The organism is Acidimicrobiales bacterium (assembly GCA_036491125.1).
Taxonomy (GTDB): domain Bacteria; phylum Actinomycetota; class Acidimicrobiia; order Acidimicrobiales; family AC-9; genus AC-9.
On the sequence record DASXCO010000039.1, the window covers coordinates 22,962 to 46,224 of the forward strand.

Below are 23,263 nucleotides of genomic sequence, written 5' to 3' on the forward strand. Positions count from 1 at the left end.
CGGATCTCAGCTCGCAGCAGCCGACGCGTCCCGGTACAGGGCGGCGAGACCGGCCCCGCAGTCTTGCCAGCTGAAAGCCGTGATCCGCCGGTGTCCCCTGGCGACCAGGTCGGCCCGCGCCCCGTCGTCGACGAGCAGCCGGTCGATGGCGGCCGCCAACGCGTCAGCGTCGCCTGGCTCCACCACCGCGGCCCCGTCGCCGACAACCTCGGGCAATGCCCCCGCGGTCGTGGTCACCACGGGGACGCCGGCCGCCATGGCCTCGAGCGGGGGGAACCCGAAGCCCTCGTACACCGAGGGGAACGCGAAGAGCGTCGCCCGTCGAAGCAGCCGGGAGCGGTGGGCCTGACTCACGTAGCCCAGTCTCACCACCCGGTCTCGCCAGGGCGAGGCGGCCATAGCCGCCTCGAGGCGCTCCACACCCCAGCCGGCACGCCCCGCAACCACGAGCGACAGGTCCCGGTGACGGTCGGCGAGCTGGTCGAAGGCCCGGATCAAGGTGCCAAGGTCTTTCCTCGGCTCGATCGTGCCCAGGGCGAGGACGTACGGCCCGTCGACACGCGGGCCGGAGCCGGCGCCGGCGACATCCACGGCGCCACCGCCGTCGTTCCCCTCGGACCCGTCTCCCGGGCCGGCCATGCAGCCCTCGACGGGCGGGATGCCGTGGTGGACGGCGCGGACGCGCTCGGGCGCCGCGCCGAGCAGCTCGACCACCTCCTCCCGCACGAATGCCGAGGGGGTGTGCACCCACGCCCCCTCTCGGATGGCTCGGCGCACCAGCGGCGGGAAGGTCTGCGTGTAGTCGTCGCACATCTCCGGGAACCGCACCGTGGTGAGGTCGTGCACGGTCACCACCCTGGCCGCTCGCCGTGCCGGGGGGACGATGAAGTTCGTGCCGTGGACCACGTCGACCCTACCGGTGAACCACTCGATCGGCGGCAGCGACGTCCGCCGCCAGGCCCGGTGGACCGGTCGGGCGGGCATGGGCCGCTCGACCACCGCCACCCCCCGGGGCAGGTGCTCGACGATCCGCCCCCGTCGCCGCCAGCTCACGGCGAAGGCCCTCACGCGCACGTCGTCGACCGCGGCCAGGGCCAGGAGGGCGCCCGTGCAGAAGGCGCCGACACCCGCTGTCGCACCGAGCAAAGGCGTGGCATCGAAGGCCACGTCCAGGCCTGGCGACCCCGTCGCGCCCGAGCTTCGCATCAGAGGAGCCTCCCACAAGCCGCCGGCCGGGGGTTTAGCCTGACGGGCATGATCGCTGCCCTAGCCGGAGGCGTCGGCGCGGCCCGCCTCCTGGGGGGCATGGCCCGCGTCCTCCCCGAGCGCGACATCACAGTCGTCGTCAACACCGGTGACGACACGGTGCTGCACGGGCTGCACGTGAGCCCCGATCTCGACACCGTCACCTACAGCCTGGCCGGTGCGGTCAACCCGGAGACGGGCTGGGGGCTGGCGGGCGAGACGTGGGCAGCCATGGACGCGCTCGAGCGCTACGGCGGCGCAACCTGGTTCCGCCTCGGAGACCGCGACCTGGCAACCCACCTGTACCGCACGCAGCGGCTGCGCGAGGGGGCATCGCTGTCGACCATCACCTCGGAGCTCGCCGCCAGCTGGGACGTCGGGTCCCGCCTCCTCCCCATGTCCGACGACCCGGTGCGGACTCACGTCACGCTCGCCGACGGCGTCGAGGTCGAGTTCCAGGACTACTTCGTCCGGCGACGGCACGCCGTGGAGGTGCAGGCCGTCCGCTTCGAGGGCGCCGAGTCGGCCCGCCCGGCGCCGGGCGTGATCGAAGCCATCCAGACGGCGACCACTGTCGTGGTGTGCCCGTCCAATCCCATCGTCTCGATCGGGCCCATCCTGGCCGTGCCGGGGATCGAGGAGACACTCGCCAGCCGGCGGGCCGACACGGTGGCGGTGTCGCCCATCGTGGCCGGTGCCGCCGTCAAAGGGCCCGCCGACCGGCTGCTCACCGAGCTCGGTCACGAGTCATCGGTGGTCGGCGTGGCCCGGCTCTACGCGCCCCTGGCGACGACCCTCGTCGTCGACGACGCGGACGCCGACCTCGCCGATCGGGTCGAGGCGGAGGGGGTGCGATGCGTCGTCGCCCCCGCCCTGATGAGCTCACCCGAGCTGGCCGCGGCCCTGGCCAAGGTGGTCCTGGCCGCCGGTGGCAGACGACGGCCGTGAGCCTGCAGGTACTACCGGTCGTCGGCCTTCCTGAGGTCGGCACCGGCGACGTCCTGGCCGAGCTCATCGCCGGGCGGATCGAGCTGGTCGACGGCGACGTCGTGGTCGTCACCCAGAAGATCGTGTCCAAGGCCGAAGGGCGACTCGTACCCGTCGACCCCGACGATCCCGGGTCGGTGCGGGAGCTGGTCGAGACGGAGGCCACCCGGGTCCTCCGCCGCCGGGACGACCTGATCATGACCGAGACCCGCCACGGCTTCGTGTGCGCCAACTCGGGCGTCGACCTCTCGAATGTCGAAATGGGCCAGGCCGCCCTCCTGCCCGTCGACCCGGACCGCTCGGCGCGCCGCATACGCGACGGCCTGCGAGCCCGGACGGGGGTGACCGTCGGGGTCGTCGTGTCGGACACCTTCGGGCGGACCTGGCGCCGCGGAAGTACCGACGTGGCCATCGGGGTCGCCGGCGTGGCCGCAGTGGTGGACCTCCGCGGCACCCGGGACTGGCGTGGCCGCGTCCTCGTGGGAACCGAGATCTGCGTGGGAGACGAGTTGGCGGGGGCGGCCGAGCTGGTGATGGGCAAGGCGACGGGGGTGCCGGTGGCCGTGGTGCGTGGGGTCGACTCCAGCTGGCTACGCGAGTCGTCGGTGGCCGACGAGGTGGTGCGGCCGTATCAGGAGGACCTGTTCCGCTGACGGGAGCCGCGCCCTCCCTTGGCGTGACGGCCACCCCCGCCGCCGGCAGCGTCGGCCGACGTCGCCGCCAGCACGGCGGCCGTTCCGTCCTCCAGGCTCGTCCACGGCTTCCAGCCCAGGTGGATGGCCGCCCGCCCGGGGTCGAGGGCGGAGCGATGGAGCTCTCCCGGCCTGGCGGGCGCGTGGACGGGCCGCTGCGAGCTGCCCGCCGCCCCGGCCATCGTCTCGTACAGCTGGAGCACCGACGTCTCGGTCCCCGTGCCCACGTTGATGAGAAGCCCCCCACCCCGCTGGCCTGCTCGGGCCATGGCGTCGACGACGTCGTCCACGAAGACGAAGTCCCGAGTCTGGGAGCCGTCGCCGAAGATCGTGCAGCGCTCACCGGCGACCAGGTGGCCGGCGAAGATGGCGACGACGCCGGCCTCCCCGTGTGGGTCCTGGCGAGGTCCGTAGACGTTGCCCAGGGCCAGCGCGCAGAACTCGATGTTGTGTAGCTCCCGGTAGGCCGTGAGGTAGTCGACCACGACCATCTTGCTGATCCCGTACGGGGACGTCGGGACGCGCGGAAGCGACTCTCGCGCCGGGAGGTCGGACGGACGGACGTCGCCGTAGAGCGTGCCTCCGCTGGCCGCGAAGACGATCTTCGACACACCAGCCCGCCTCGCTCCTTCGAGGACCCGCAGGCTGCCGAGGATGTTGATGTCGGCGTCGAGCACCGGGTCGTCGACCGACACCCGCACGTCGGCCTGGGCGGCGAGGTGGAACACCACTTCCGGCGGCCGCCGGGCCATGAGATCGACCAGCTGGGGCGAGCGGATGTCCAGGTGGTGGAAGGTCATGTCGTTCGTCGACCCGGAGCGGGCGTCGGCCAGGTTCGTGAGCGAGCCTGTCGACAGGTCGTCGACGACGTCCACGGCGTGACCCTCGGCGAGGAGGCGGTCGACCAGGGTCGAGCCGATGAACCCGGCACCGCCGGTGACCATGACCCTCATGCCGGCACCCGATCGCCCTCGACCCGGGCACCGGGCTCGATGACCGCGCCAGCCCCGACCACCGATAGCTCGCGCACCACGGCGTGCTCGCCCACCACGGCCTCGCCTCCGACCACCGACATGTCCACCGTCGCCCCCGCCGCCACCGACGCGCCCGGCAGCAGGACCGAGCCGACGACCGACGCGCCGCCGTCGACCCGGGCGCCGGCTCCGACGACCGAGTCGCGGACCACGGCCCCGTGGGCCACGCAGGCGCCGTCGCCGATCAGCGAGTCGGCCCGCACCTCACCATCGATCAGCGGCGCACCCAGCACCCACGCGCCGGGCGACACCTCCCGGGCGCCGGGCGATGGTGGTCCGGGGCGGGCTCCGGACAGCAGGTCCCGGTGGGCCTGGAGGTACTTGGCGGGGGTGCCGGCATCGACCCAGTAGGCGTCGGAGGCCAGGGCGAAGAGGCGCCCGGTCTCCACCATCGCCGGAAAGATCTCCCGCTCGATCGACACGCGCCGCTCCCGGTCGATGAGATCGAGCACCGACGGCTCGAGAACGTAGGTGCCGGCGTTGATCAGGTTGGTCGGAGCCCGCCCGGGCTGAGGCTTCTCGATGAAGGCCAGCACCTGACCGTCCGCATCCGTCGGCACCACGCCGAACGCAGACGGGTCATCCACAGGCGTCAGGCTGATCGAGGCCTCCGCCCCTCGCTGGCGGTGGAACCGGATCAGCGCGCTCACGTCGAGATCAGTGAGCACGTCGCCGTTCACGACCAGAAAGGTCTCGTCGATACCGCCGTGGGCCGCGGCAAAGGCAATCGCGCCGGCCGTGTCCAAAGGCGCCGGCTCGACGGCGTAGCCGAGCTGGACCCCGCTGGCCCGGTCCTCGGGAAAGGCGCTGAAGAATGCGTCGGGCCGATACCCGAGCGACAGCAGCGCCTCTTCCACACCATGGGCGGCCAGCTGGCAGAGGACGCGCTCGATCATGGTCTGCTCGACAACGGGGAGCAGCTGCTTGGGGGTCGTGTTCGTGAGCGGTCGCAGACGCGTCCCCTCGCCTCCGACCAGCACGACAGCTCTCACGAGGTGCGACCCTACCGCGGCGGTCGGGGCCTTTCCGTTGCGCGCTGGGCGGCGGCGGCGCAGGCCCGTACGGCCAGTCCGACGGCCACCACGGGCAGCACGAGCCGCCGCCACCCCGACGTGGTGCGCCACGCGAATCGCAGCAACGACCGGTGATGGGCGGCGATCATCCGGTACGGGTGCTGATCGGTCGAGACCCCCTGGACGTGCAGGACACACGCCGAGGGCTCGTAGGCGACACCCCACCCCGCGTGCCCAAGGCGCCAGCACAGATCGACATCCTCCAGGTACATGAAGTAGGAGACGTCGAACCCGCCCAGCTCCTCGAGCGCCCGTCGTCGGGCGAGGAAGCACGACCCCGACACCCAGTCGACGCCCCGTCTGCCGCCATGGTCCCAGTCCAGCATCTTGTAGCTGCGTGTGAACCGGTTCCGGGGGGCCACCAGGCCGAGGAAGCCGTGGCCGATGGCGTCCACCAGTGACGGGAACGTGCGCGCCGACGGGTACAACGTCTCGTCGGGGTTGAGCAGCCGAGGTCCGACGAGGGCCAGATCCGGGTCGGCGTCGAGGGCAGCCACCAGGGCCGCCGTCGTGCCCGGGCGCACGACGACGTCGGCGTTGCACACCAGCACGAGCTCGTGATTGCCCTGGGCCAGGCCACGGTTGGCGCCACCGCCGTAGCCGAGGTTGGCACCGGTCTCGATGAGCCTGGCCTCGGGATCGGCCGCCGCCAGGGCGTCGTCCGACCCGTCCACAGAGCCGTTGTCGACCACGATGATGTCGGCCACCCCGTCGGCCCGCAGGCTCCGCACGCATGCCACCAGCTCATCGCGGGCGTTGTAGTTCACGACGACCGCTTCGACGCGCGGTGCGACCTCCGACGATGGCCGGGCATCCGGTGCTCCAGGCGGGTCCTGGGGAGATCGCTCCGCCCGGCGCTGGCTCACCGATCCGGCCGCAGGCGGTAACGGGCGAGCGTTCGCATGGCCCCCAACCCGTCCCGCCACGTGAACTTGGTGCCTTCGCTGGAGTCCCGACCGGCATAGGAGATGGGGACCTCGTAGATGCGGTGTCCCCTGCGCAGGACCTTGGCGGTGATCTCGGGCTCGAAGCCGAATCGGTCCGACTCGATGGTGATGCCGTCGAGGACCCGGCGGTCGAACAGCTTGTAGCCCGTCTCCATGTCCGAGAGCGTGGTGGCATAGGCCAGGCTCGTCATGAGCGAGAGCAGCCGGTTGCCCAGCCAGCTGCCGAGGGGCATGCCCTTGCGCTCGCCGGTGAAGCGGCTGCCGTAGACGACGAGGGCCTTGCCCTTGAAGATGGGGTCCAGCAGCCGGGGCCAGTCGTCGGGGTCGTACTCGGCGTCCGCGTCCTGGATAACCACCAGGTCGCCCCTCGTGTAGGCGAGCGCGGTGCGGATGGAGGCTCCCTTGCCCCGGTTCGACTCATGGGTGAGCACCCGCAGCGTCGAGTCCTCGAGTGCGGCGAGGATCTTGTCGCTGCCATCGGTCGACCCGTCATCGACCACGATGACCTCGAGGTCCAGCGGCAGATCGACGGCGCGTACCCGACGAACGACTTCGGCCACCGTGTTGCGCTCGTTGAACATCGGGATCACGACCGACAGCCGGTGGTAGCGCGTCTCGTGGTCATGGACCATGGTGAGTCCCCTCGGCTTCGAAGTGCGACACCGTCCGGGCCAGCCCCTCTCGGATCGGGATGCGGGGCTCCCATCCGAGCACCGACCGGGCCAGGCTGATGTCGGGCCGCCGCTGAGTGGGATCGTCCACTGGAAGTGGCTCGTGGATGACCTCTGATGACGAGCCCGTGATCTCGATGATCATCTCGGCCAGCTCGGACACGGTGAGCTCGGTCGGGTTGCCGATGTTCATCGGGCCCACGTGGTCCGACTCGAGCAGGGCGAGTATGCCGGCCACCTCGTCGTCGACGTGGCAGAAGCTCCGGGTCTGCATGCCGTCGCCGTAGATCGTCAGCGGCTTGCCCTGCACGGCCTGGACGAGGAAGTTCGACACCACCCGACCATCGGACGGTCTCATCCTGGGGCCGTAGGTGTTGAAAATGCGGACGATGCGCACGTCGACACCATGGGCGCGGTGGTAGGCCATGGTGATGGCCTCGGCGAACCGCTTGGCCTCGTCGTAGACGCCCCGGGGTCCGATCGGGTTGACGTGGCCCCAGTAGTCCTCGGTCTGGGGATGGACCTCGGGGTCACCGTAGACCTCGCTCGTCGAGGCGAGGAGGAATCGGGCGTCCTTGGCCTTGGCCAGCCCCAGGCAGTTGTGGGTGCCCAGGCTGCCGACCTTGAGGGTCTGGATGGGCAGCTCGAGGTAGTCACGGGGCGAGGCGGGGCTGGCGAAGTGGAGCACGGCGTCCACCGGGCCCTTGACCGACACCGGCCTGCTCACGTCGTGGTGGACGAAGCTGAAGTCGTCCCGGCCGGTCAGGTGCTCGACATTGACGATCGACCCGGTGACGCAGTTGTCGATGCAGATCACCTCGTGGCCGCGCTCCAGCAGCCGATCGCACAGGTGGGAGCCGAGGAAACCGGCCCCGCCGGTGACGACGACCCGGGCCGGCCGCCCGCGGGCCCGATCCGTCATGGGCGCCCGATCCCCTGGTAGGTGAAGCCGGCCCGACGCAGCGCCGCCGAGTCCAGCAGGTTGCGGGCGTCGACGACCGATGGCCGCGCCATGAGGTCACGCACCTTGCGGAAATCCACCCAGCGGAACTCGTCCCACTCGGTCAGGACCGCCAGCACCTCGGCGCCCTCGCACGCCGCATACGGGTCGTCGCAGACGTCGATGCGACCGGGCGGACCGAGGGGATCGTGCACGGTCGGGTCGTAGGCCCGGACGCGCGCCCCCTGGTCGGCCAGACGGTCGATGACGTGGAGGGCCGGCGAGTCCCGCCGGTCGTCGGTACGGGCCTTGAACGTGAGCCCCCAGGCCGCGACGGTCACGCCGGCGACCGATCCACCCGCCTGAGCCACCACCTTGGCCACGACCCGGGCGTGCTGTTCCTCGTTGACGTCGATGACACCGCGGAGCAGCCCGAAGTCGTAGCCGGCGTCCTCTCCGATGCGCACCAGTGCCCGGGTGTCCTTGGGAAAGCAGCTACCGCCGAAGCCCGGTCCGGGACGCAGGAACTCGAAGCCGATGCGCCGGTCGTAGCCCATGCCCAGGACCACCTCGCGTACGTCGGCTCCCACGGCCTCGCAGAGGTTGGCCACCGCGTTGATGAAGCTGACCTTGGTGGCGAGAAAGGCGTTCGACGCGTACTTGATCGTCTCCGCCGATGAGGGATCGGTCACGATCAGAGGCGCCTGCATCGACTTGTACAGCGACGCCACCCGGATGGCGGCGGCCTGGTCGTCGCTCCCGATGACGATCCGGTCGGGGTGGAAGCAGTCGTGGACGGCCGAGCCCTCGCGCAGGAACTCCGGGTTCGACACCACCGAGACATCGCTTCGCCCGAGGGCCTGCTCGACGACTCGTGTCGAGCCGACCGGCACGGTCGACTTGTTGACGACCACGGCGTCGGGGACCAGCCCAGGACCGATCTCGGCGGCCGCGGCCTCGATGTAGGCCATGTCGGCGGAGCCGTCGTCCCGTTGGGGCGTCGGCACACAGAGGAACACGAACTCCCGGTCGGCGGCAGCCCCCGACCCCACTACGAACGACAGCCGCCCGCCGTCGAGACCCTCCCGCACCAGCTCATCGAGGCCGTCCTCGACGATCGGGATCTCACCCCGGCAGAGGCGCTCGATCTTGTCCGGGACGACGTCGGCGCACGTCACCTCGTGGCCGAGATGGGCGAGGAAGGCGCCCGTCGTGAGACCCACATAGCCCGTGCCGACGATGGTGATCGAGCTCATGCGGTGAGCTCCTTGACGAGCCGATGGAGCGGCTCCTGCCACTCCGGCAGCAGAGGGAGGCCGGACAGGCGGAGGGCCGCGTTGTCCAGCACCGAGTTGGCCGGCCGGGGCGCCGGCCGCGGAGGCCGGAGGGCGTCGGTCGTCACCGCCTCGACGCGGTCGGGATCGAAGCCGGCCGCGGCCATGATCGCCCGGGCGAAGCCGAACCACGTGGTGGGTCCCTGGTTGGTCACGTGGAACACGCCCGGTCGGCGGCTCAGGGCGAGCGAGCGCACGACCTGAGCGAGGTCCGAGGTGAAGGTCGGGCAGCCGAGCTGGTCGTCAACGAAGCGCAACGGGACTCCCTCGCTGGCCAACCGAAGGACGGTGTGCACGACGTTGGTCCCGTGGCGGCCGCAGACCCACGAGGTGCGAACCACGGCGTGTCCCGGGTCGAGCTCGGCCTCGCCCGCGAGCTTGGATCGACCGTAGACCGAAAGGGGGTTGGCTTCGTCCCATTCGGTGTACGGCCTCGGGGCCCGACCATCGAACACGTAGTCGGTGGAGAGGTAGCAGAGGTGGGCGCCCACGAGCCTGGCGCCCTCGGCCATGTGCCGGGTACCCAGGGCGTTCACGGCCATGGCCCGGTCGGGGTCGCCTTCACAGGCGTCCACGGCGGTCCAGGCGGCGGCGTGGACCACGACCTCGGGGCGGAACGATCCCAGCGCCTGGAGCACGGCATCTCGGTCGGTCACGTCGAGCCGGGCGCGGTCGGCGGCCACCACCTCGTGTGCCTTCCCGCCGCCGTTGGCGGCGAACGCGGCCACGAGATCCCGGCCCAGCTGGCCCCCGGCCCCGGTGAGCAGCACCCGGGTCACCGCGCCCACGCCGTCTCCTCCACCGGAGCCCGGTCGCGCAGCGGCTCCCACCAGGCCCTGTTGGCCTCGTACCAGGCAACGGTGTCCGCCATGCCCCGATCGAACGAGGTCAGCGGCTCCCAGCCCAGCTGGGTCCGGATCTTCGAGGAGTCGAGCAGGTAGCGGCGGTCGTGGCCGGGACGATCGGGCACGATCGTCTTCAGCGAGGAGGGCCGGCCGAGGGCGGCCAGGATGTGGTCGGCCACCTCCTCGATGCTGGCCTCCCGGCCCGACCCGACGTGGTAGGTCTCGCCCACCTCGCCCCGCTCCAATACGGCGTCGATGGCACGGCAGTGGTCGTCGACGTGGAGCCACTCCCGCCGGTTGAGGGTCGAGGCGTACAGCGGGAGAGGGCTGCCATCGATGGCGTTGGTCACGAACAGAGGGATGAGCTTCTCCGGAAACTGGTACGGACCGTAGTTGTTGCAGCAGTTCGTGATGGTGACCGCCAGCCCGAATGTCTCCGCGTAGGCGCGCACGGCGTGATCCGCGGCTGCCTTCGACGCGTTGTACGGGGTTCGGGGCCGGTAGGGCGACTCCTCGGTGAAGCGCTCAGAGCTGTCGAGGGCCAGGTCACCATAGACCTCACACGTCGACACGTGGTGGAAGCGTGCCAGGCCGGCCCGCCGGGACGCTTCGAGCAGGGCCTGGGTGCCGAGCACGTTGGTGCGGAAGAACCTGCCGGGGTCGACCACGGCCAGGCTGTTGTGCGACTCGGCGGCGAAATTGACGACGAGCTCGATGCCATGCTCGGCGAGCACCTGCTCGACCCGCTCCTGATCGCAGATGTCTCCGTGGACGAAAGAGATGCGCTCCTCCAGGTCGGCCAAGCTGGCCCGATTCCCGGCGTAGGTCAGGGCGTCGTACACCACCACGCGCTCGTCGGGATGGCTCGCCACGCGGTGACGAACGAAGTTGGATCCGATGAACCCGGCGCCGCCGGTGATCAGCATGGCCATCGGACGGAACACTACGGCGCTCGCCCCCGGTTGGCCTGTTGCGCCGGGGGCCGGGACTGATCGACCCGAGTCGGGTCAGCAGGCCCGGGGATCCCAGGGCGGCAGCACCGGCGGGGCGGGGGCCGGTGCCGCGGCCGGGGCGGGGGCGGCCGCCGCCGCTGTCGGGGTGATGCCCGCGAACGAGGCCCCGGTGATCAGGGAAACGTCGGCGCCCTTGAGAGCCGGGTCCTGCTGGATGCTGGCCCCACCACCGACCCGTCCCTGGAGGAGCTGGGCTGCCTGCTGCTTGCCCGGGGCGTAGAGCACCTCCGACGTCGCCATGCGTGTGCCGGCGTCGTTCCCGGTACCTGCGATCACGAAGCCGGCCGAGCGGAGCTGACTCGACGCTTGGGCCGCCTGCCCGGCGGTGCCCGAGCCGTTCAGGACCTGCACCTTCACGTCGGCGGGGGCCACCGGAGGCGCCGCGGGAGCGCTCGGGGCGGGGGGCTGGCCCTTGCCGAGGAACTGATTGACCGTCTGCATGCCCCCCGGCTGTTGCAGGCGCAGCACGTCGGCGCCGCCGACAACTGCGGGAGTGGTGGGGAGCGTGTAGGTGACCAGGTTGTTGGCGTTGAGCGAACGGAATCGCGTGACGAGTCCCAGGATGTCGCTCGTCGACAGCTTGTTGTCGATGGTCACGTCGTGGACGGCCGAGCTGATCAGCGAGTTGGCGGTGATCGGGTTGCGGATCCCGGCCGAGATCGCCTTGGCCGTGAGGATGCGGATGAAGGTGTGTTGGCGGCGGATGCGGCTGAGGTCGCCGTTACCGTCGGCGTGCCACGACCCGTCGGCGAAGTACTGGTAGTCGCGGCTGCGGGCCAGCGACAGGGCGGCCGCCCCGTCGAGGTGCTGGCATCCCGTCTTGGTGATGTTGAGACCGGAGAAGGCGTCCTTGGCCGGGTCGGGGAAGTTCACGTCGATCCCGCCCACCGCGTTGACCAGGCCCTGGAAGCCGTCGAAGTTCATCGACACGAAATGCTGGATCGGGATCCCGAGGTCGCTCTGGATGGTCTGGATGAGCTCTTGGGGACCGTTGCCGAAGCTCGAGTTGATCCGGTCCGAGCGATTGGTGCCGGCGATGGGCACGTACAGGTCCCGGGGGATGGACAGCACCGATGCCTGCTTGGCATTGGGGTCGATGTGGAGGATCATGGTGACGTCGCTGCGCTGGCCTCCAGCGGCGGCTGAGCTGCCGAAAGCGCTTATGGCGTTGGGGTCGGTGAGGTTCGCCCTGGAGTCGGAGCCCACGATCAGGATGTTGTCGATCCCGTTGCCTGCGGACGTCAGCCCGGGGATGTTGACCGAGCTGATCTCCCCCAGGCGGAGCTTGACGTAGAGATACCCGAGCCCGGTCGCGAGCACGATGAAGGCCACCGCGAGGTTGCCGCCGATAAGCAAGCGTCGAGGCCACCGGCGGGGACGAACGTAGCGAGGCCGGGTGGCCGGGCGCTCGGGAGCGATCGTGTCGCCTCGAGTGGCCACAGCGAAAATTAGGCTACCAGCGGCCAGACCGGACACCGGAGCGCCCCCCTCGAGAGCAAGCCGGCGCTGGCGATGTCGCTGGTTCGAGCTGGTCAGGCGACGGGTAGCCCCAGGCTCCGTCCGATCACCAGGCGCTGCACCTCGCTCGTGCCCTCGCCGATCTCGAGGATCTTGGCGTCGCGGTAGTAGCGGGCCACGGGCGACTCGTCGAGAAAGCCGGCCCCTCCGAATATCTGGGTGGCCTCCCTCGTGGCCGCGACCGCTGCCTCGGTGGCGTACAGCTTGGCCATGGCGGCCGCCTCCTTGACCGGGCGTCCGTGGTCCTTGAGCCAGGCTGCCTTGTAGGTGAGTGTGCGGGCGCACTCCACCGCCACGGCCATGTCGGCGATCTTGAAGGCGATGGCCTGATGGCGTCCGATGGGACCGCCGAACGACTGGCGGCTGCGGGCGTGGGCGAGCGACTGCTCGAGGCAGGCCTGGGCCAGGCCCACGGCCAGGGCGGCGATGGCGATGCGCCCGCCATCGAGAATGGCGAGGAACTGGGCCAGGCCCTTGCCCTGCCCCCCGAGTAGGTGGTCCGTCGGCACCCGGCAGCCGTCCAGGACCAGGCCGTGGGTATCGGAGGCGTGCCAGCCCATTTTCCGGTAGGGCGGCTCGACGACGAGCCCCGGCGTCCCCGCGGGCACGACGATGGCGCTGATCGACCGGGGCGCTGCCCCCTCGGGCGGGCCTCCCGGGCCGGCGCTGTCTTCGGGCCGGCCTCCCGGGCCGGCGCTGTCTTCGGGCCGGCCTCCCGGGCCGGCTACAGCCTCGGTGAGGGCCGTGACGGTGATCAGCGACGTGATCGGCGTGCCGGAGTTGGTGATGAAGGCCTTGGCCCCGTCGATGACCCACTCCCCGCTCGATGTGTCGAAACGGCCCCTGGTGCGGGTGGCGCCGGCGTCGCTGCCGGCGTCGGGCTCGGTCAGCCCGAAGGCGGCCAGTGCCTCGCCGGCGCACAGCGGCGGCAGCCACCTACCGCGCTGGTCATCCGTCCCGAAGGCGAAGATCGGGTTGGCCCCCAGGCCGACCCCGGCGGAGAGCGTGATCGCCATCGACGAGTCGACCCGGCCGAGCTCCTCCACGGCTAAGCAGAAGGTGGTGAAGTCGGCCCCCGATCCCCCGTACTCCGGTGGGAAGGGCAGACCGAACAGGCCGAGCTCCCCCATGGCCAGCACCGTGTCGACCGGAAAGTGGTGGGTGCGATCCCACTCCTCGGCGTGGGGGGCGATCTCGTCCTCGGCGAAGTCCCGCACGACCTTGCGGAACGCCTCCTGCTCCTCCGAGAGCTCGAAGTTCATCGCTCTATCTTGCCGGCGGCTGCGCCGTCCCGGGTGGGGCCCCATCCCCGCCCTCCCCTGTTCTCGATTGCCCAGGGCGGCGGGGACCCCCGGCCCCGCCGCCGAGCGTGGCGCGTAGGTGAACCACGTCGCCGGCTGTGATCGTGCGCAGGCAGACACCGACGTCCACCAGCAGATGCCCCTCTTCGGTGACGTCTGCCACCGTGCCGGTGAGGGTCTCGTGGGCCAGCTCGACGCGCACGCTCCGGCCGACGCTGGTGCACCGGCGCCGGTACTCGGCGGCCTGGCCCAGCTGCCCGGCACGATCGCCCAGGGACCGGTACCGGTCCTCGAGCCTCGTCAGGAAGGCCACGAGCAGCCGGGTCCGGTCCACTTCGTGGCCGACCAGGTGATCGAGGGCGACCGCCTCCCTGGCCAGCTCGGTGTCCTGCATCAGAGGCCCCCAGTTGACGTTCAGCCCCATCCCGACGACCACGGCCCGGGCCCGGGAACCCTCGAGGTGGGTCTCCGCCAGGATGCCCCCCAGCTTGCGGAGCCCGACGACGAGGTCGTTGGGCCACTTGAGACCGACCTCGACGCCGGCCTCCGCCTGGCAGGCGTCGGCGGCCGCGAGCGCCACGATCGAGGTGAGCAGGTGCAGGCGCTCGAGCGGCAGCTCCGGTCGCAGCAGCACCGAGACGAGCAGCGAGGAGCCCGGCGGGGCGACCCAGGCCCGACCGAGCCGACCCCGTCCCGAGTCCTGGTGGTCCGCCACCACGACCGTCCCCTCGGGAGCATCGGCGCGGGCCTCCTCGAGGAGATGGCGGTTGGTCGAGTCGGTCGAGGGTAACCATCGGACATCGCCGAAGCGGGTGGGGGCCAGCTGCGCTCTGGCGCCACCGTCGAGCATCGAACTAACCATAGGTTGATGGTGTCGAAAGGTGTCCCGTGCTCACCAAGGTCCTGATCGCCAACCGGGGAGAGATCGCCGTCCGAGTCATCCGCACCTGTCGTGAGGTGGGGATCGCCACGGTCGCGGTGTACTCGGAGCTCGACAGGGACGCGCTGCACGTGCGGCTGGCCGACGAGGCCCACGCCCTGGGCGGGAAGACCGCCGCCGAGAGCTACCTGAACACCGAGGTCATTCTCGAGGCCGTGGCCACCAGCGGGGCCGACGGGGTTCATCCGGGCTACGGCTTCTTCTCGGAGAACGCCGACTTCGCCCGGGCCATCCAGGGCCAGGGCGTGACCTTCATCGGACCCCCGCCCGAGGCCATCGCGATCATGGGCGACAAGATCAGCGCCCGGCGGGCCGCCGAGCAGGCCGGGGTGGCGGGGGTTCCCGGTCGGTCCAATCCCGTCACCGACCTCGACGAGATCGTGGCCTTCGGCGACGAGGTGGGCTGGCCGGTGGCGATCAAGGCGGCCTTCGGTGGCGGCGGGCGGGGCATGAAGGTCGTCGAGGGCGCCGAGGACGCCCGGGATGCCATGGAGTCCGCGCAGCGGGAGGCCCAGGCCTACTTCGGACGACCGGAGATCTACCTGGAGCGGTACCTGAGCTGGCCCCGTCACGTGGAGATGCAGATCATCGCCGACGCCGGGGGTGAGACGGTGTGGCTCGGCGAGCGGGACTGCTCCTGCCAACGCCGCCATCAGAAGCTGATCGAGGAGAGCCCGGCGCCCGACTTCCCCGACTTCATCCGCCAGGAGATGGGCGAGGCTGCGGTCAAGGTGGCACTCGCCTGCGGCTACGTGAACGCCGGCACGGTCGAGTTCCTGTACCAGGACCGGGAGTTCTACTTCCTCGAGATGAACACCCGCCTCCAGGTCGAGCATCCCGTCACCGAGATGGTGACCGGCGTCGACCTCGTCGCCCTCCAGCTCCAGGTGGCCGCCGGCGAGCCGCTCGGGTTCACTCAGCAGCAGGTGCAGCGTCGCGGCCACGCCATCGAGTGCCGCATCAACGCCGAGGACCCCGCCCAGGGGCGCTTCCTCCCCTCGCCGGGCACGATCACCCGGCTGCACACGGCCGACGGACCGGGCGTCCGGACCGACGCCGGCTATGCCGACGGCGACACCGTGAGCCAGTACTACGACAACCTCGTCGCCAAGGTCATCACGTGGGGTCCCGATCGCGGCGCGGCGCGGCGGCGGATGATCCGGGCCCTCGAGGAGACCGAGATCGACGGCGTGGCGACGAACATCTCCGCCCATCTGGCGATCCTCACCCACCCCGACTTCGCCGCGTCCCGCCACTCGACCCGCTGGGTCGAGGAGAGCCTCGACCTCTCCCATGTGCAGGCGGCGCCCCGGCCCGCCCCTCCCGAGGCGGCCCCCGTCGGCCCGGCTGCCGGCGACACTTCGCCCGACGCGGCCGTGGCTGCGACCGCGGCGACGGGCCCGGTCCCCGCCCAAGACGGGGAAGACCGGGTGCTGCGGGAGGTGGAGGCCGAGGTGAACGGCCGTCGGTACCAGGTGAAGCTGTGGGTGCCGGAGCTCGCCGGGGCCCCGTCGAGCGCGTCCCCGGCCGTCGGGGCCGCGACCCGGGCCACGCGGGCCGCACCGGCGCGCAAGCCGCCAGCCGGGGCGACCGGTGGAGCGGGGACCGGGACGATCACCGTGCCGATGCAGGGGACGATCGTCAAGGTCCTTGTGAAGGAGGGCGACGAGGTCGACGTCGGGCAGGCGGTGACGGTGCTCGAGGCCATGAAGATGGAGAACAACATCAACGCTGACCGGGCGGGAACGGTGACCGAGATAAGGGTGGCCGCCGGCGACGCCGTCGGCCCCGGCGACGTGATCGCCGTGATCGAATAGGCGATCGAGCGAAAGGGGGCCGCCATGCCGGCCAGGGGGGAGCACGCAATCTCGGATCGAAAGGGCGTCGTGGAGCACGAGCTGGACGCCCACCTCACGGGCCTCGTCGAGCTCAGCCACACCATCCACGGGCATCCCGAGCTGGCCTTCGAGGAGGAGCGGGCGGCGGGCTGGGTCGGCGACTCGCTGGCCGCCGGCGGCTTCGACGTCGAGCGGGGCTCGTGTGACCTGCCGACGGCGCTGATCGCCACCGCCGGGAGCGGGCCCATGGTCCTGGCCCTGTGCGCCGAGTACGACGCCCTTCCCGGCATCGGCCACGCCTGCGGGCACAACGTGATCGCCGCCTCGGCCGTCGGGGCCGGCGTGGCGCTGGCGCCCATCGCTGACGACCTCGGTATCACGGTCAAGGTGATCGGCACGCCGGCCGAGGAGGGGGGCGGGGGCAAGATCTACATGCTCGAGCGGGGCGCCTTCGCCGGCGTCGACGCGGCGATGATGGTCCACCCCGGCCCGGCCGAGCTGATCCAGATGCCGTGCCTGGCCGTGTCGCACTTCGACGTCCACTACACGGGGCGGGAAGCCCACGCCTCGGCCTTCCCCGAGGCGGGCATCAACGCCGCTGACGCCCTGACCGTGGCCCAGGTGTCCATCGGGCTGCTGCGCCAGCAGTTCCACCTCCACGACCAGGTGCACGGCATCGTGACCAAGGGTGGAGACGCTCCCAACGTCATCCCTGCCCACACGTCGGCCAAGTACTACGTGCGCGCCGCGACCCTCGAGGCCCTGGCGTCGCTCGAGCCCAAGGTGCGACGCTGCTTCGAGGCCGGCGCCCTGGCCACTGGGACCGAGGTCGAGTTCGACCAGCAGAGCCCCCGATACTCCGAGTTCGTGCCCCACACCGGCATGCAGGCCCGGTACCGCTCCAACGCCGAGGCCCTCGGGCGCACGTTCCCCGAGGTGCCCAAGCAGGTGATGATGGCCTCGACCGACATGGCCAACGTGTCGCTGGCGGTGCCGTCCATCCACCCGATGCTCGACATCGACTCGCTGCCGGCGGTGAACCACCAGCCCGAGTTCGCCGCCGCCGCCATCACGCCCACCGCCGATCGGGCGCTGCGCGACGGGGCGTTGGCGATGGCCTGGACCATCGTGGACCTGGCCACGGACGACTCGCTACGAGCCGAGCTCGCCAGCTCGGCGGGCTGACCGGCTAGGGGCTACTCGGCCGCCTCGGCCAGGGCCTCGGCCAGGGCGGGATGCACCAGGAGGCTCTCGGTGATGTCGCCGACCCGCAGGTGGGCCGTCACGGCCACGGCGATCACCGAGATCAGCTCGGCGGCCCGTTCGCCGACGATCGAGCCTCCCAGCACCACGCCAGTGGCCGGATCGGACACGATCTTCACGAACCCCCGGGCGTCGCCGTCGATCAGGGCTCGGGCGTTGGCCGCGAACGGCACCTTGGTCACCCGGATCTTCCGGCCCAGGGCGAACGCCTCGGCCTCGGCCAGACCGACGTCGGCGATCTCGGGCTCGGTGAAGATGGCGCTGGCCGCCTTGTCATAGTCCAGGTGGCGGTGCTCGCGGGTGTGGAGCCCCATGACGTGCTCGGCGACCTTGCGGCCCTGGGTCGACGCCACCGACGCCAGTGGGAGCTTCCCCGACAGGTCGCCGGCGGCGTAGATGTGGCCGACGTTCGACTGGAGGTGGTGGTTCACGGGCACATAGCCGCCCTCGTCGACCTCCACGCCAGCCGCCTCGAGCCCCAGCCCCTCGGAGTTGGGAACCGGGCCGATGGCGAGCAGGGCGTGCGAGCCTGGGACCATGCGGCCGTCGTTGCACTCGACGACGACGCCGTCGTCCTTCACGTTCACGCCTATGGCGCGCGCCCCCTTGTAGAGCACGACCCCGGTGCTGAGGAAGTCCGCCTCCAGGGCCGCCGCGACCTCGGGGTCCTTGCCGGGGAGCACCTGCTGGCGGCTCACGATGAGGCTGACCTTGCTCCCGAAGGAGCGGAACATGTGGACGAACTCGACTCCGGTCACCCCCGAGCCGATCACGACGAGGTGCTCGGGCACCTCGGGCGGCGGATAGGCCTGGCGCGTGATCATGACCCGTCTGCCGTCCACGTCGGCCCAGTCCGGCACGCGCGGGCGGCTGCCGGTCGACAGCAGCACGGCATCAGCGTCGAACTCCAGGACCTGGCCCCCGGACGTCTCGACAACCACGTCGCGGGGACCTTTGAGGGTGGCGCGGCCGCGCACCACGCGCACCTCCTGACTCGTGAGGAGATCCGTCACCGACCGTTCCAGATGGCCACTGATGAGCGCGATCCGCTCGCCCACGGCGGGAAGGTCGAGCGTGGCGCTGGCGCAGGTGAGCCCCAGGGCGTGGCCCCGCCGGGTCACGCCGATCACCCCGCCCGTCGCGATCATGGCCTTCGACGGGATGCAGTCCCACAGGTTGGCCGAGCCGCCCATGATGTCGCGCTCCACCAGGGTCACCTCCGCCCCGAGGCGGGCGGCGTGGGTGGCAGCCTGGATGCCCGCTGGGCCGCCCCCGATGATCACGAATCGCACCGGCACGACCCCACCGTACCGGTCGCAGCGCCTTTTACCGTGTGGGCTGGTAGACGCCGAACGCTTCTCGGAGCACGTCGCTGACCTCGCCCAGGGTGGCCCGGGCGCGCAGGGCCTCCTTCATGGGCACGAGCAGGTTTTGCGTGCCGTGCGCCGCGGCGGCCACGTCCGCCAGGGCCTGCTCCGCCCTGTCCTGGTCCCGCTCCTTCCGAACCCGGCGCACCCGCTCGGCCTGCTGGCGCTGGAGGGCGGGGTCGATCGGGAAGACCTCGACCAGGTCCGGCGACTCCTCGACGTGGCGGTTGACTCCGACGATGACCTTCTCGCCGTCGTCGACGGACTTGGCATAGGCGTAGGCCGCCTGCTCGATCTCGTCCTGCATGAAGCCGGCCTCGATGGCGTCCACGGCCCCGCCCATGGCGTCGATCCGATCGAGGTAGTCCCACGCCGCCGCTTCCACCGAATCGGTCAGGGACTCCACGAAATAGGACCCGCCCAGTGGGTCCACGGTGTCGGCCAGGCCCGACTCGTTGCCGATGATCTGCTGGGTCCGCAGGGCGATCCGCACGGCGCGCTCGGTCGGGAGCCCGAGGGCCTCGTCGAAGCTGTTGGTGTGCAGGCTCTGGGTGCCCCCGAGGGCCGCCGCCAGCGCCTGCACCGTGGTGCGCACGATGTTGTTCTCGGGTTGCTGGGCGGTCAGGGTCGAGCCGCCCGTCTGGGTGTGACAGCGGAGGAGAGTTGACCGCTTGTCCTTGGCGTGGAAGCGCTCGGTCATGAGCCTCGCCCACATCCGCCGGGCGGCCCGGAACTTGGCCACCTCCTCGAACAGGTTGTTGTGGGCGTTCCAGAAGAAGCTCAGACGGGGCCCGAAGTCGTCCACGTCAAGCCCCGCGGCGAGCGCCGCCTCCACGTAGGCGACCCCGTTGGCCAGGGTGAAGGCGACCTCCTGGACGGCGGTCGAACCGGCCTCACGGATGTGGTAGCCGGAGATCGAGATCGTGTTCCACGCGGGAAGGTGCTCGGCGCAGTAGGCGAAGGTGTCGGTGATGATCCGCATCGACTGGCGCGGCGGGTAGATATAGGTCCCGCGGGCCACGTACTCCTTGAGGATGTCGTTCTGGACCGTCCCGCCCAGGCGCTCGGGCGCCACGCCGGCCTCCTCGGCCACCAACTGATACAGCAGCAGGAGGATGGCCGCCGTGGCGTTGATGGTCATGGACGTGGTGACCCGATCGAGCGGCAGATCGGCGAGCAGCGCCCGCATGTCCTCGACCGAGTCGATGGCCACGCCGACCTTGCCCACCTCGCCCTCGGCCCGAGGATGGTCGGAGTCGTAGCCCATCTGGGTGGGCAGGTCGAAGGCGCACGACAAACCCGTCTGGCCGGCGCCCAGCAGGAACTTGAACCGCTCGTTGGTGGACTCGGCCGTGCCGAAGCCGGCGTACTGGCGCATGGTCCACAACCGACCGCGGTACATGTCGGCGTAGACGCCGCGGGTGTAGGGATACTGGCCCGGCTGCCCCAGCTGCCGGCCCGCATCCCACCCGTCGAGGTCCTCGGCGGTGTAGACGGGCCTGATCTCTATGCCCGAGTCGGTTCGATGCTCTGACGGCTGGGCCATAGCCCAGAGGTTAGACGGCGTTCCTGGCGGCTTCGCCGTCCCGGGCGGGGCCCCTACCCCGTCGCCGGCGCCTGGGTGGGGTGCGGCATGCAGAGCTCGTCGTACTCGGCGATGACGATCTCGCCGGCATCGGGCCCGCAGGCCGGGCAGGCAGGGTCCCGGTGCACGTTGAAGGTGCGGAAGCTCTCCTCCAGCGAGTCGTAGGCAAGCAACCGCCCGACCAGGGTGTCGCCCAGGCCGAGGATGAGCTTGATGGCCTCGAGGGCCTGGATGGAGCCGATGATCCCCGGAAGCACACCGAGCACACCCGCCTCCGCGCACGACGGGGCCAGCTCGGCCGGCGGCGGCTCGGGGATCATGCACCGGTAGCAGGGCCCGTTGTAGGGGTCGAAGACCGTCACCTGGCCCTCGAAGCGGAAGATCGACCCGTGGACGACCGGGATCCGCTTGAGCAGCGAGGCGTCGTTCACCAGGTACCTGGTGGGGAAGTTGTCCGTGCCGTCGACGATGACGTCGTAGCCGTCGATGATGTCGAGGACGTTGTCGGCGCCGAGGCGCACGTCGTAGGTCACGACGTCGACGTCGGGGTTCATGGCCGTCAGGGTCTTCTTGGCCGAGTCCACCTTGCGCTCGCCGATGCGGTCGACGTTGTGCAGGATCTGACGCTGGAGGTTGGACGAGTCGACCTCGTCCATATCGATGATCCCGATGGTCCCCACCCCGGCGGCAGCCAGGTACAGGGCCGCTGGGGAGCCGAGGCCGCCGGCGCCGAGGAGGAGGACCTTGGCATCCAGCAGCCGCTGCTGGCCGGCCTCGCCCACCTCGGGTAGCAGCAGGTGGCGCTGGTAGCGGTTGCGCTGATCAGGCGTCAGCGTCTGCGGTGTGCGCCAGTCCCGGCCCTCGTCCTTCCACCGGTTGAAGCCCCCGGTCAGGGACGCCACGTCGGTATAGCCCAGCTCGCCCAGCGTCTTCGCCGCGAACGCCGATCGGACGCCGCTCGCGCAGTACACGACCATCGGACGGTCGTGGTCGCTGACCCGGCCCTCGACCTGGGTCTCCAGGTTGCCGCGGGGGATGTGCAGAGAGCCGGGGATGGTTCCCTGCTCGTACTCCTCGGGCTCCCGGACGTCGAGGAACAGCGCGTCGTCCCGACGGCGGTCGGCCTCGGCGCCATCCACCTCGTGGATCGCCGCCTTGGCCTGGGAGAGAAGTTCTCTGAAAGTGGGCACGTCTACCACGCTCCTGCGAGCGGTTGATTCCGTACCCGTAAACCCTACCCGCGAAGTCGACATTCCCGCCCGGTAGCGTCGCCGCCGTGGAGCTGGACGAGGTCATCCGACGTCGGCATATGGTCCGCAGCTTCGAGGACCGTGCCGTCCCGCCCGAGGTCGTGGACGCCGTCCTCGCCCACGCCGTGCGGGCGCCCTCGGCCGGCTTCACCCAGGGTTGGGCCTTCGTGGTGCTGCAGGGTCCCCCCCAGACGGACGTCTTCTGGCGCACGACGACCACCCCCGACTGGCGGGCGGGCACGCGCCGGGCGGGGCTGCTGCGAGCCCCCGTCATCGTCCTGCCTCTCGCCGAGCAGCAGGCGTACCTCGACCGCTATGGCGAGCCCGACAAGCAGGGTGCCGGGCTCGACCGCGCCGAAGCGTGGCCGGTGCCCTACTGGCTGATCGACACGGCGTTCGCCACCATGCTCATGCTCCTGAGCGCCTACGACGCCGGCCTGGGGGCGGCGTTCCTCGGCATCTTCAGGGGCGAGGCCGAGCTGCTCGCCGCCTTGGGCGTACCGCCCGGCTATCGGCCCATCGGGGCGGTCGCCATGGGCTATCCGGCGCTGGACATCCCGTCCCCTTCCCTGGCCCGAGGGCGGCGGCAGGTCCCGGAGGTGGTGCACCGGGGACGATGGTGACCCCTCAACCGATGATCGCGGGGAGCACCTCTCCGATCGGGTCCGTCAGCACGGCGTCGGCCACCTCGTCGTAGGGAGTCGGCTCGGCGTTGACGATGACCAGTCGGGCACCGGCCTGACGGGCGAGGGGCGCCAGGCCGGCGGCGGGGAACACGGTGAGGCTCGAGCCCACGGCCAGCAGCAGGTCGCAGGACGCCGCCGCCCGCTCCGCCCGGGCCAGGTCCTCCGGCACCAGGCTCTGGCCGAAGCTGATCGTCGCCGACTTGAGGATGCCGCCGCAAGTGCCGACGCCGTGGGCAACCAGGCAGGCGGGATCGGACTCGCCCGCCTTCACCCGCTCGAGCACCTCGGCCATGGGGCTGCGGTCGCCGCACGACATGCAGACGGCCCAATGGATCGTCCCGTGGATCTCGACCACCCGATCGGGATCGTTGCCGGCCCGCTGATGGAGCCCGTCGATGTTCTGGGTGACGAGGGTGTCGAGCTTCCCCCGCCGCTCGAGGGCCACGATCGCCCGATGGCCCGAATTGGGCTCGGCCTCCCAGGCAGGAGAGGACAGGCGGTCCTGCCACGACCGCAGCCGAACCTCCGGGTCCTGGAGGTAGTTGTGGATGGAGGCGCGGCGCTCGGCGCCGGGGTTCTTGGTCCACACACCCTGGGGGCCGCGGAAGTCGGGAATCCCCGAGTCGGTCGAGATCCCGGCGCCAGCGAGGACGACGACGCGCCGAGCGCCGTCGATCCATCCCTTGACCGCTGTGATCTGGTCTCTGTCGTGCACGGACCCAGCATCCCACTGC

Annotated in this window: 21 protein-coding genes; 5 read left to right on the forward strand and 16 right to left on the reverse strand. The window is 70.9% G+C overall.

The features are described 5' to 3' along the window. Positions 1–6: 6 nt before the first annotated feature. Positions 7–1,206: a glycosyltransferase family 1 protein gene (locus VGF64_03160; protein ID HEY1633732.1), complete on the reverse strand. Its 1,200-nt coding sequence runs from the start codon at positions 1,204–1,206 to the stop codon at positions 7–9. 48 nt (positions 1,207–1,254) lie between these two features. On the opposite strand from VGF64_03160, the gene cofD reads away from it, so the two are divergent. Both cofD and cofE read left to right on the forward strand, forming a co-directional pair. Continuing rightward, entirely contained in the window at positions 1,255–2,193 is a 939-nt protein-coding gene (gene cofD / locus VGF64_03165) for a 2-phospho-L-lactate transferase (GenBank protein ID HEY1633733.1), read from the forward strand. Continuing rightward, positions 2,190–2,885, forward strand: a complete 696-nt coding sequence (gene cofE, locus VGF64_03170; GenBank protein ID HEY1633734.1) for a coenzyme F420-0:L-glutamate ligase — start codon at positions 2,190–2,192, stop codon at positions 2,883–2,885. Before cofD ends, cofE begins: the two co-directional genes overlap by 4 nt. Here cofE and VGF64_03175 read toward each other — a convergent pair. The 11 genes from VGF64_03175 to VGF64_03225 all read right to left on the reverse strand — a co-directional run bounded on the left by VGF64_03175 (position 2,864) and on the right by VGF64_03225 (position 14,450). Beyond that, positions 2,864–3,877, reverse strand: coding sequence for an NAD-dependent epimerase/dehydratase family protein (locus VGF64_03175; protein HEY1633735.1), 1,014 nt, complete (start codon positions 3,875–3,877; stop codon positions 2,864–2,866). The two genes, cofE and VGF64_03175, sit on opposite strands and share 22 nt — an antisense overlap. Beyond that, the gene (locus tag VGF64_03180; protein HEY1633736.1) at positions 3,874–4,950 is read right to left on the reverse strand and encodes an NDP-sugar synthase; all 1,077 of its coding nucleotides are present in this window, start codon (positions 4,948–4,950) and stop codon (positions 3,874–3,876) included. The genes VGF64_03175 and VGF64_03180 overlap by 4 nt, the downstream gene beginning before the upstream one ends. A gap of 11 nt (positions 4,951–4,961) precedes the next feature. Continuing rightward, entirely contained in the window at positions 4,962–5,897 is a 936-nt protein-coding gene (locus VGF64_03185; protein ID HEY1633737.1) for a glycosyltransferase family 2 protein, read from the reverse strand. Further along, positions 5,894–6,610 (reverse strand): glycosyltransferase family 2 protein, encoded by a 717-nt coding sequence (locus VGF64_03190; GenBank protein ID HEY1633738.1) that lies wholly within the window; start codon positions 6,608–6,610, stop codon positions 5,894–5,896. Before VGF64_03190 ends, VGF64_03185 begins: the two co-directional genes overlap by 4 nt. Next, positions 6,600–7,571, reverse strand: a complete 972-nt coding sequence (locus VGF64_03195) for a UDP-glucuronic acid decarboxylase family protein (protein HEY1633739.1) — start codon at positions 7,569–7,571, stop codon at positions 6,600–6,602. Before VGF64_03195 ends, VGF64_03190 begins: the two co-directional genes overlap by 11 nt. Then, a complete protein-coding gene (locus tag VGF64_03200) occupies positions 7,568–8,845 on the reverse strand; it encodes a UDP-glucose/GDP-mannose dehydrogenase family protein (protein ID HEY1633740.1) in 1,278 nt (425 codons plus the stop codon). Before VGF64_03200 ends, VGF64_03195 begins: the two co-directional genes overlap by 4 nt. After that, positions 8,842–9,711: a dTDP-4-dehydrorhamnose reductase gene (rfbD, locus tag VGF64_03205; protein HEY1633741.1), complete on the reverse strand. Its 870-nt coding sequence runs from the start codon at positions 9,709–9,711 to the stop codon at positions 8,842–8,844. Before rfbD ends, VGF64_03200 begins: the two co-directional genes overlap by 4 nt. After that, complete coding sequence (gene rfbB / locus VGF64_03210; GenBank protein HEY1633742.1) at positions 9,699–10,700, reverse strand: dTDP-glucose 4,6-dehydratase; 1,002 nt, start codon at positions 10,698–10,700, stop codon at positions 9,699–9,701. Before rfbB ends, rfbD begins: the two co-directional genes overlap by 13 nt. 75 nt (positions 10,701–10,775) lie before the next feature. Further along, on the reverse strand, positions 10,776–12,221 hold the full coding sequence (locus VGF64_03215; GenBank protein HEY1633743.1) for an LCP family protein: 1,446 nt from the start codon (positions 12,219–12,221) through the stop codon (positions 10,776–10,778). Positions 12,222–12,313: 92 nt separating this feature from the next. After that, positions 12,314–13,561, reverse strand: coding sequence for an acyl-CoA dehydrogenase family protein (locus VGF64_03220; protein ID HEY1633744.1), 1,248 nt, complete (start codon positions 13,559–13,561; stop codon positions 12,314–12,316). A gap of 4 nt (positions 13,562–13,565) precedes the next feature. Then, positions 13,566–14,450, reverse strand: a complete 885-nt coding sequence (locus VGF64_03225; GenBank protein ID HEY1633745.1) for a biotin--[acetyl-CoA-carboxylase] ligase — start codon at positions 14,448–14,450, stop codon at positions 13,566–13,568. Between the two features lie 38 nt (positions 14,451–14,488). Here VGF64_03225 and VGF64_03230 point away from each other — a divergent pair, with 38 nt between their 5' ends. Both VGF64_03230 and VGF64_03235 read left to right on the forward strand, forming a co-directional pair. After that, positions 14,489–16,357, forward strand: coding sequence for an acetyl-CoA carboxylase biotin carboxylase subunit (locus tag VGF64_03230; protein HEY1633746.1), 1,869 nt, complete (start codon positions 14,489–14,491; stop codon positions 16,355–16,357). A 24-nt stretch (positions 16,358–16,381) separates the two neighbouring features. Next, positions 16,382–17,563 carry a M20 family metallopeptidase gene (locus VGF64_03235; protein ID HEY1633747.1) on the forward strand — a complete coding sequence of 394 codons (1,182 nt, stop codon included), beginning with the start codon at positions 16,382–16,384 and terminating at the stop codon, positions 17,561–17,563. 11 nt (positions 17,564–17,574) lie between these two features. Here the strand turns inward: VGF64_03235 and VGF64_03240 are convergent, their stop codons facing one another. From VGF64_03240 to moeB, 3 genes are read right to left on the reverse strand one after another with little or no spacing between them, the layout of a single operon-like run. Next, positions 17,575–18,939 carry an FAD-dependent oxidoreductase gene (locus tag VGF64_03240; GenBank protein HEY1633748.1) on the reverse strand — a complete coding sequence of 455 codons (1,365 nt, stop codon included), beginning with the start codon at positions 18,937–18,939 and terminating at the stop codon, positions 17,575–17,577. 28 nt (positions 18,940–18,967) lie between these two features. Beyond that, positions 18,968–20,554, reverse strand: coding sequence for a methylmalonyl-CoA mutase family protein (locus VGF64_03245; protein ID HEY1633749.1), 1,587 nt, complete (start codon positions 20,552–20,554; stop codon positions 18,968–18,970). Between the two features lie 53 nt (positions 20,555–20,607). Then, positions 20,608–21,783: a molybdopterin-synthase adenylyltransferase MoeB gene (gene moeB / locus VGF64_03250; GenBank protein HEY1633750.1), complete on the reverse strand. Its 1,176-nt coding sequence runs from the start codon at positions 21,781–21,783 to the stop codon at positions 20,608–20,610. A gap of 86 nt (positions 21,784–21,869) precedes the next feature. On the opposite strand from moeB, the gene VGF64_03255 reads away from it, so the two are divergent. Next, positions 21,870–22,466 (forward strand): nitroreductase family protein, encoded by a 597-nt coding sequence (locus tag VGF64_03255; protein HEY1633751.1) that lies wholly within the window; start codon positions 21,870–21,872, stop codon positions 22,464–22,466. Positions 22,467–22,470: 4 nt separating this feature from the next. Here the strand turns inward: VGF64_03255 and VGF64_03260 are convergent, their stop codons facing one another. Beyond that, complete coding sequence (locus tag VGF64_03260) at positions 22,471–23,244, reverse strand: Sir2 family NAD-dependent protein deacetylase (protein ID HEY1633752.1); 774 nt, start codon at positions 23,242–23,244, stop codon at positions 22,471–22,473. Positions 23,245–23,263 lie beyond the last annotated feature (19 nt).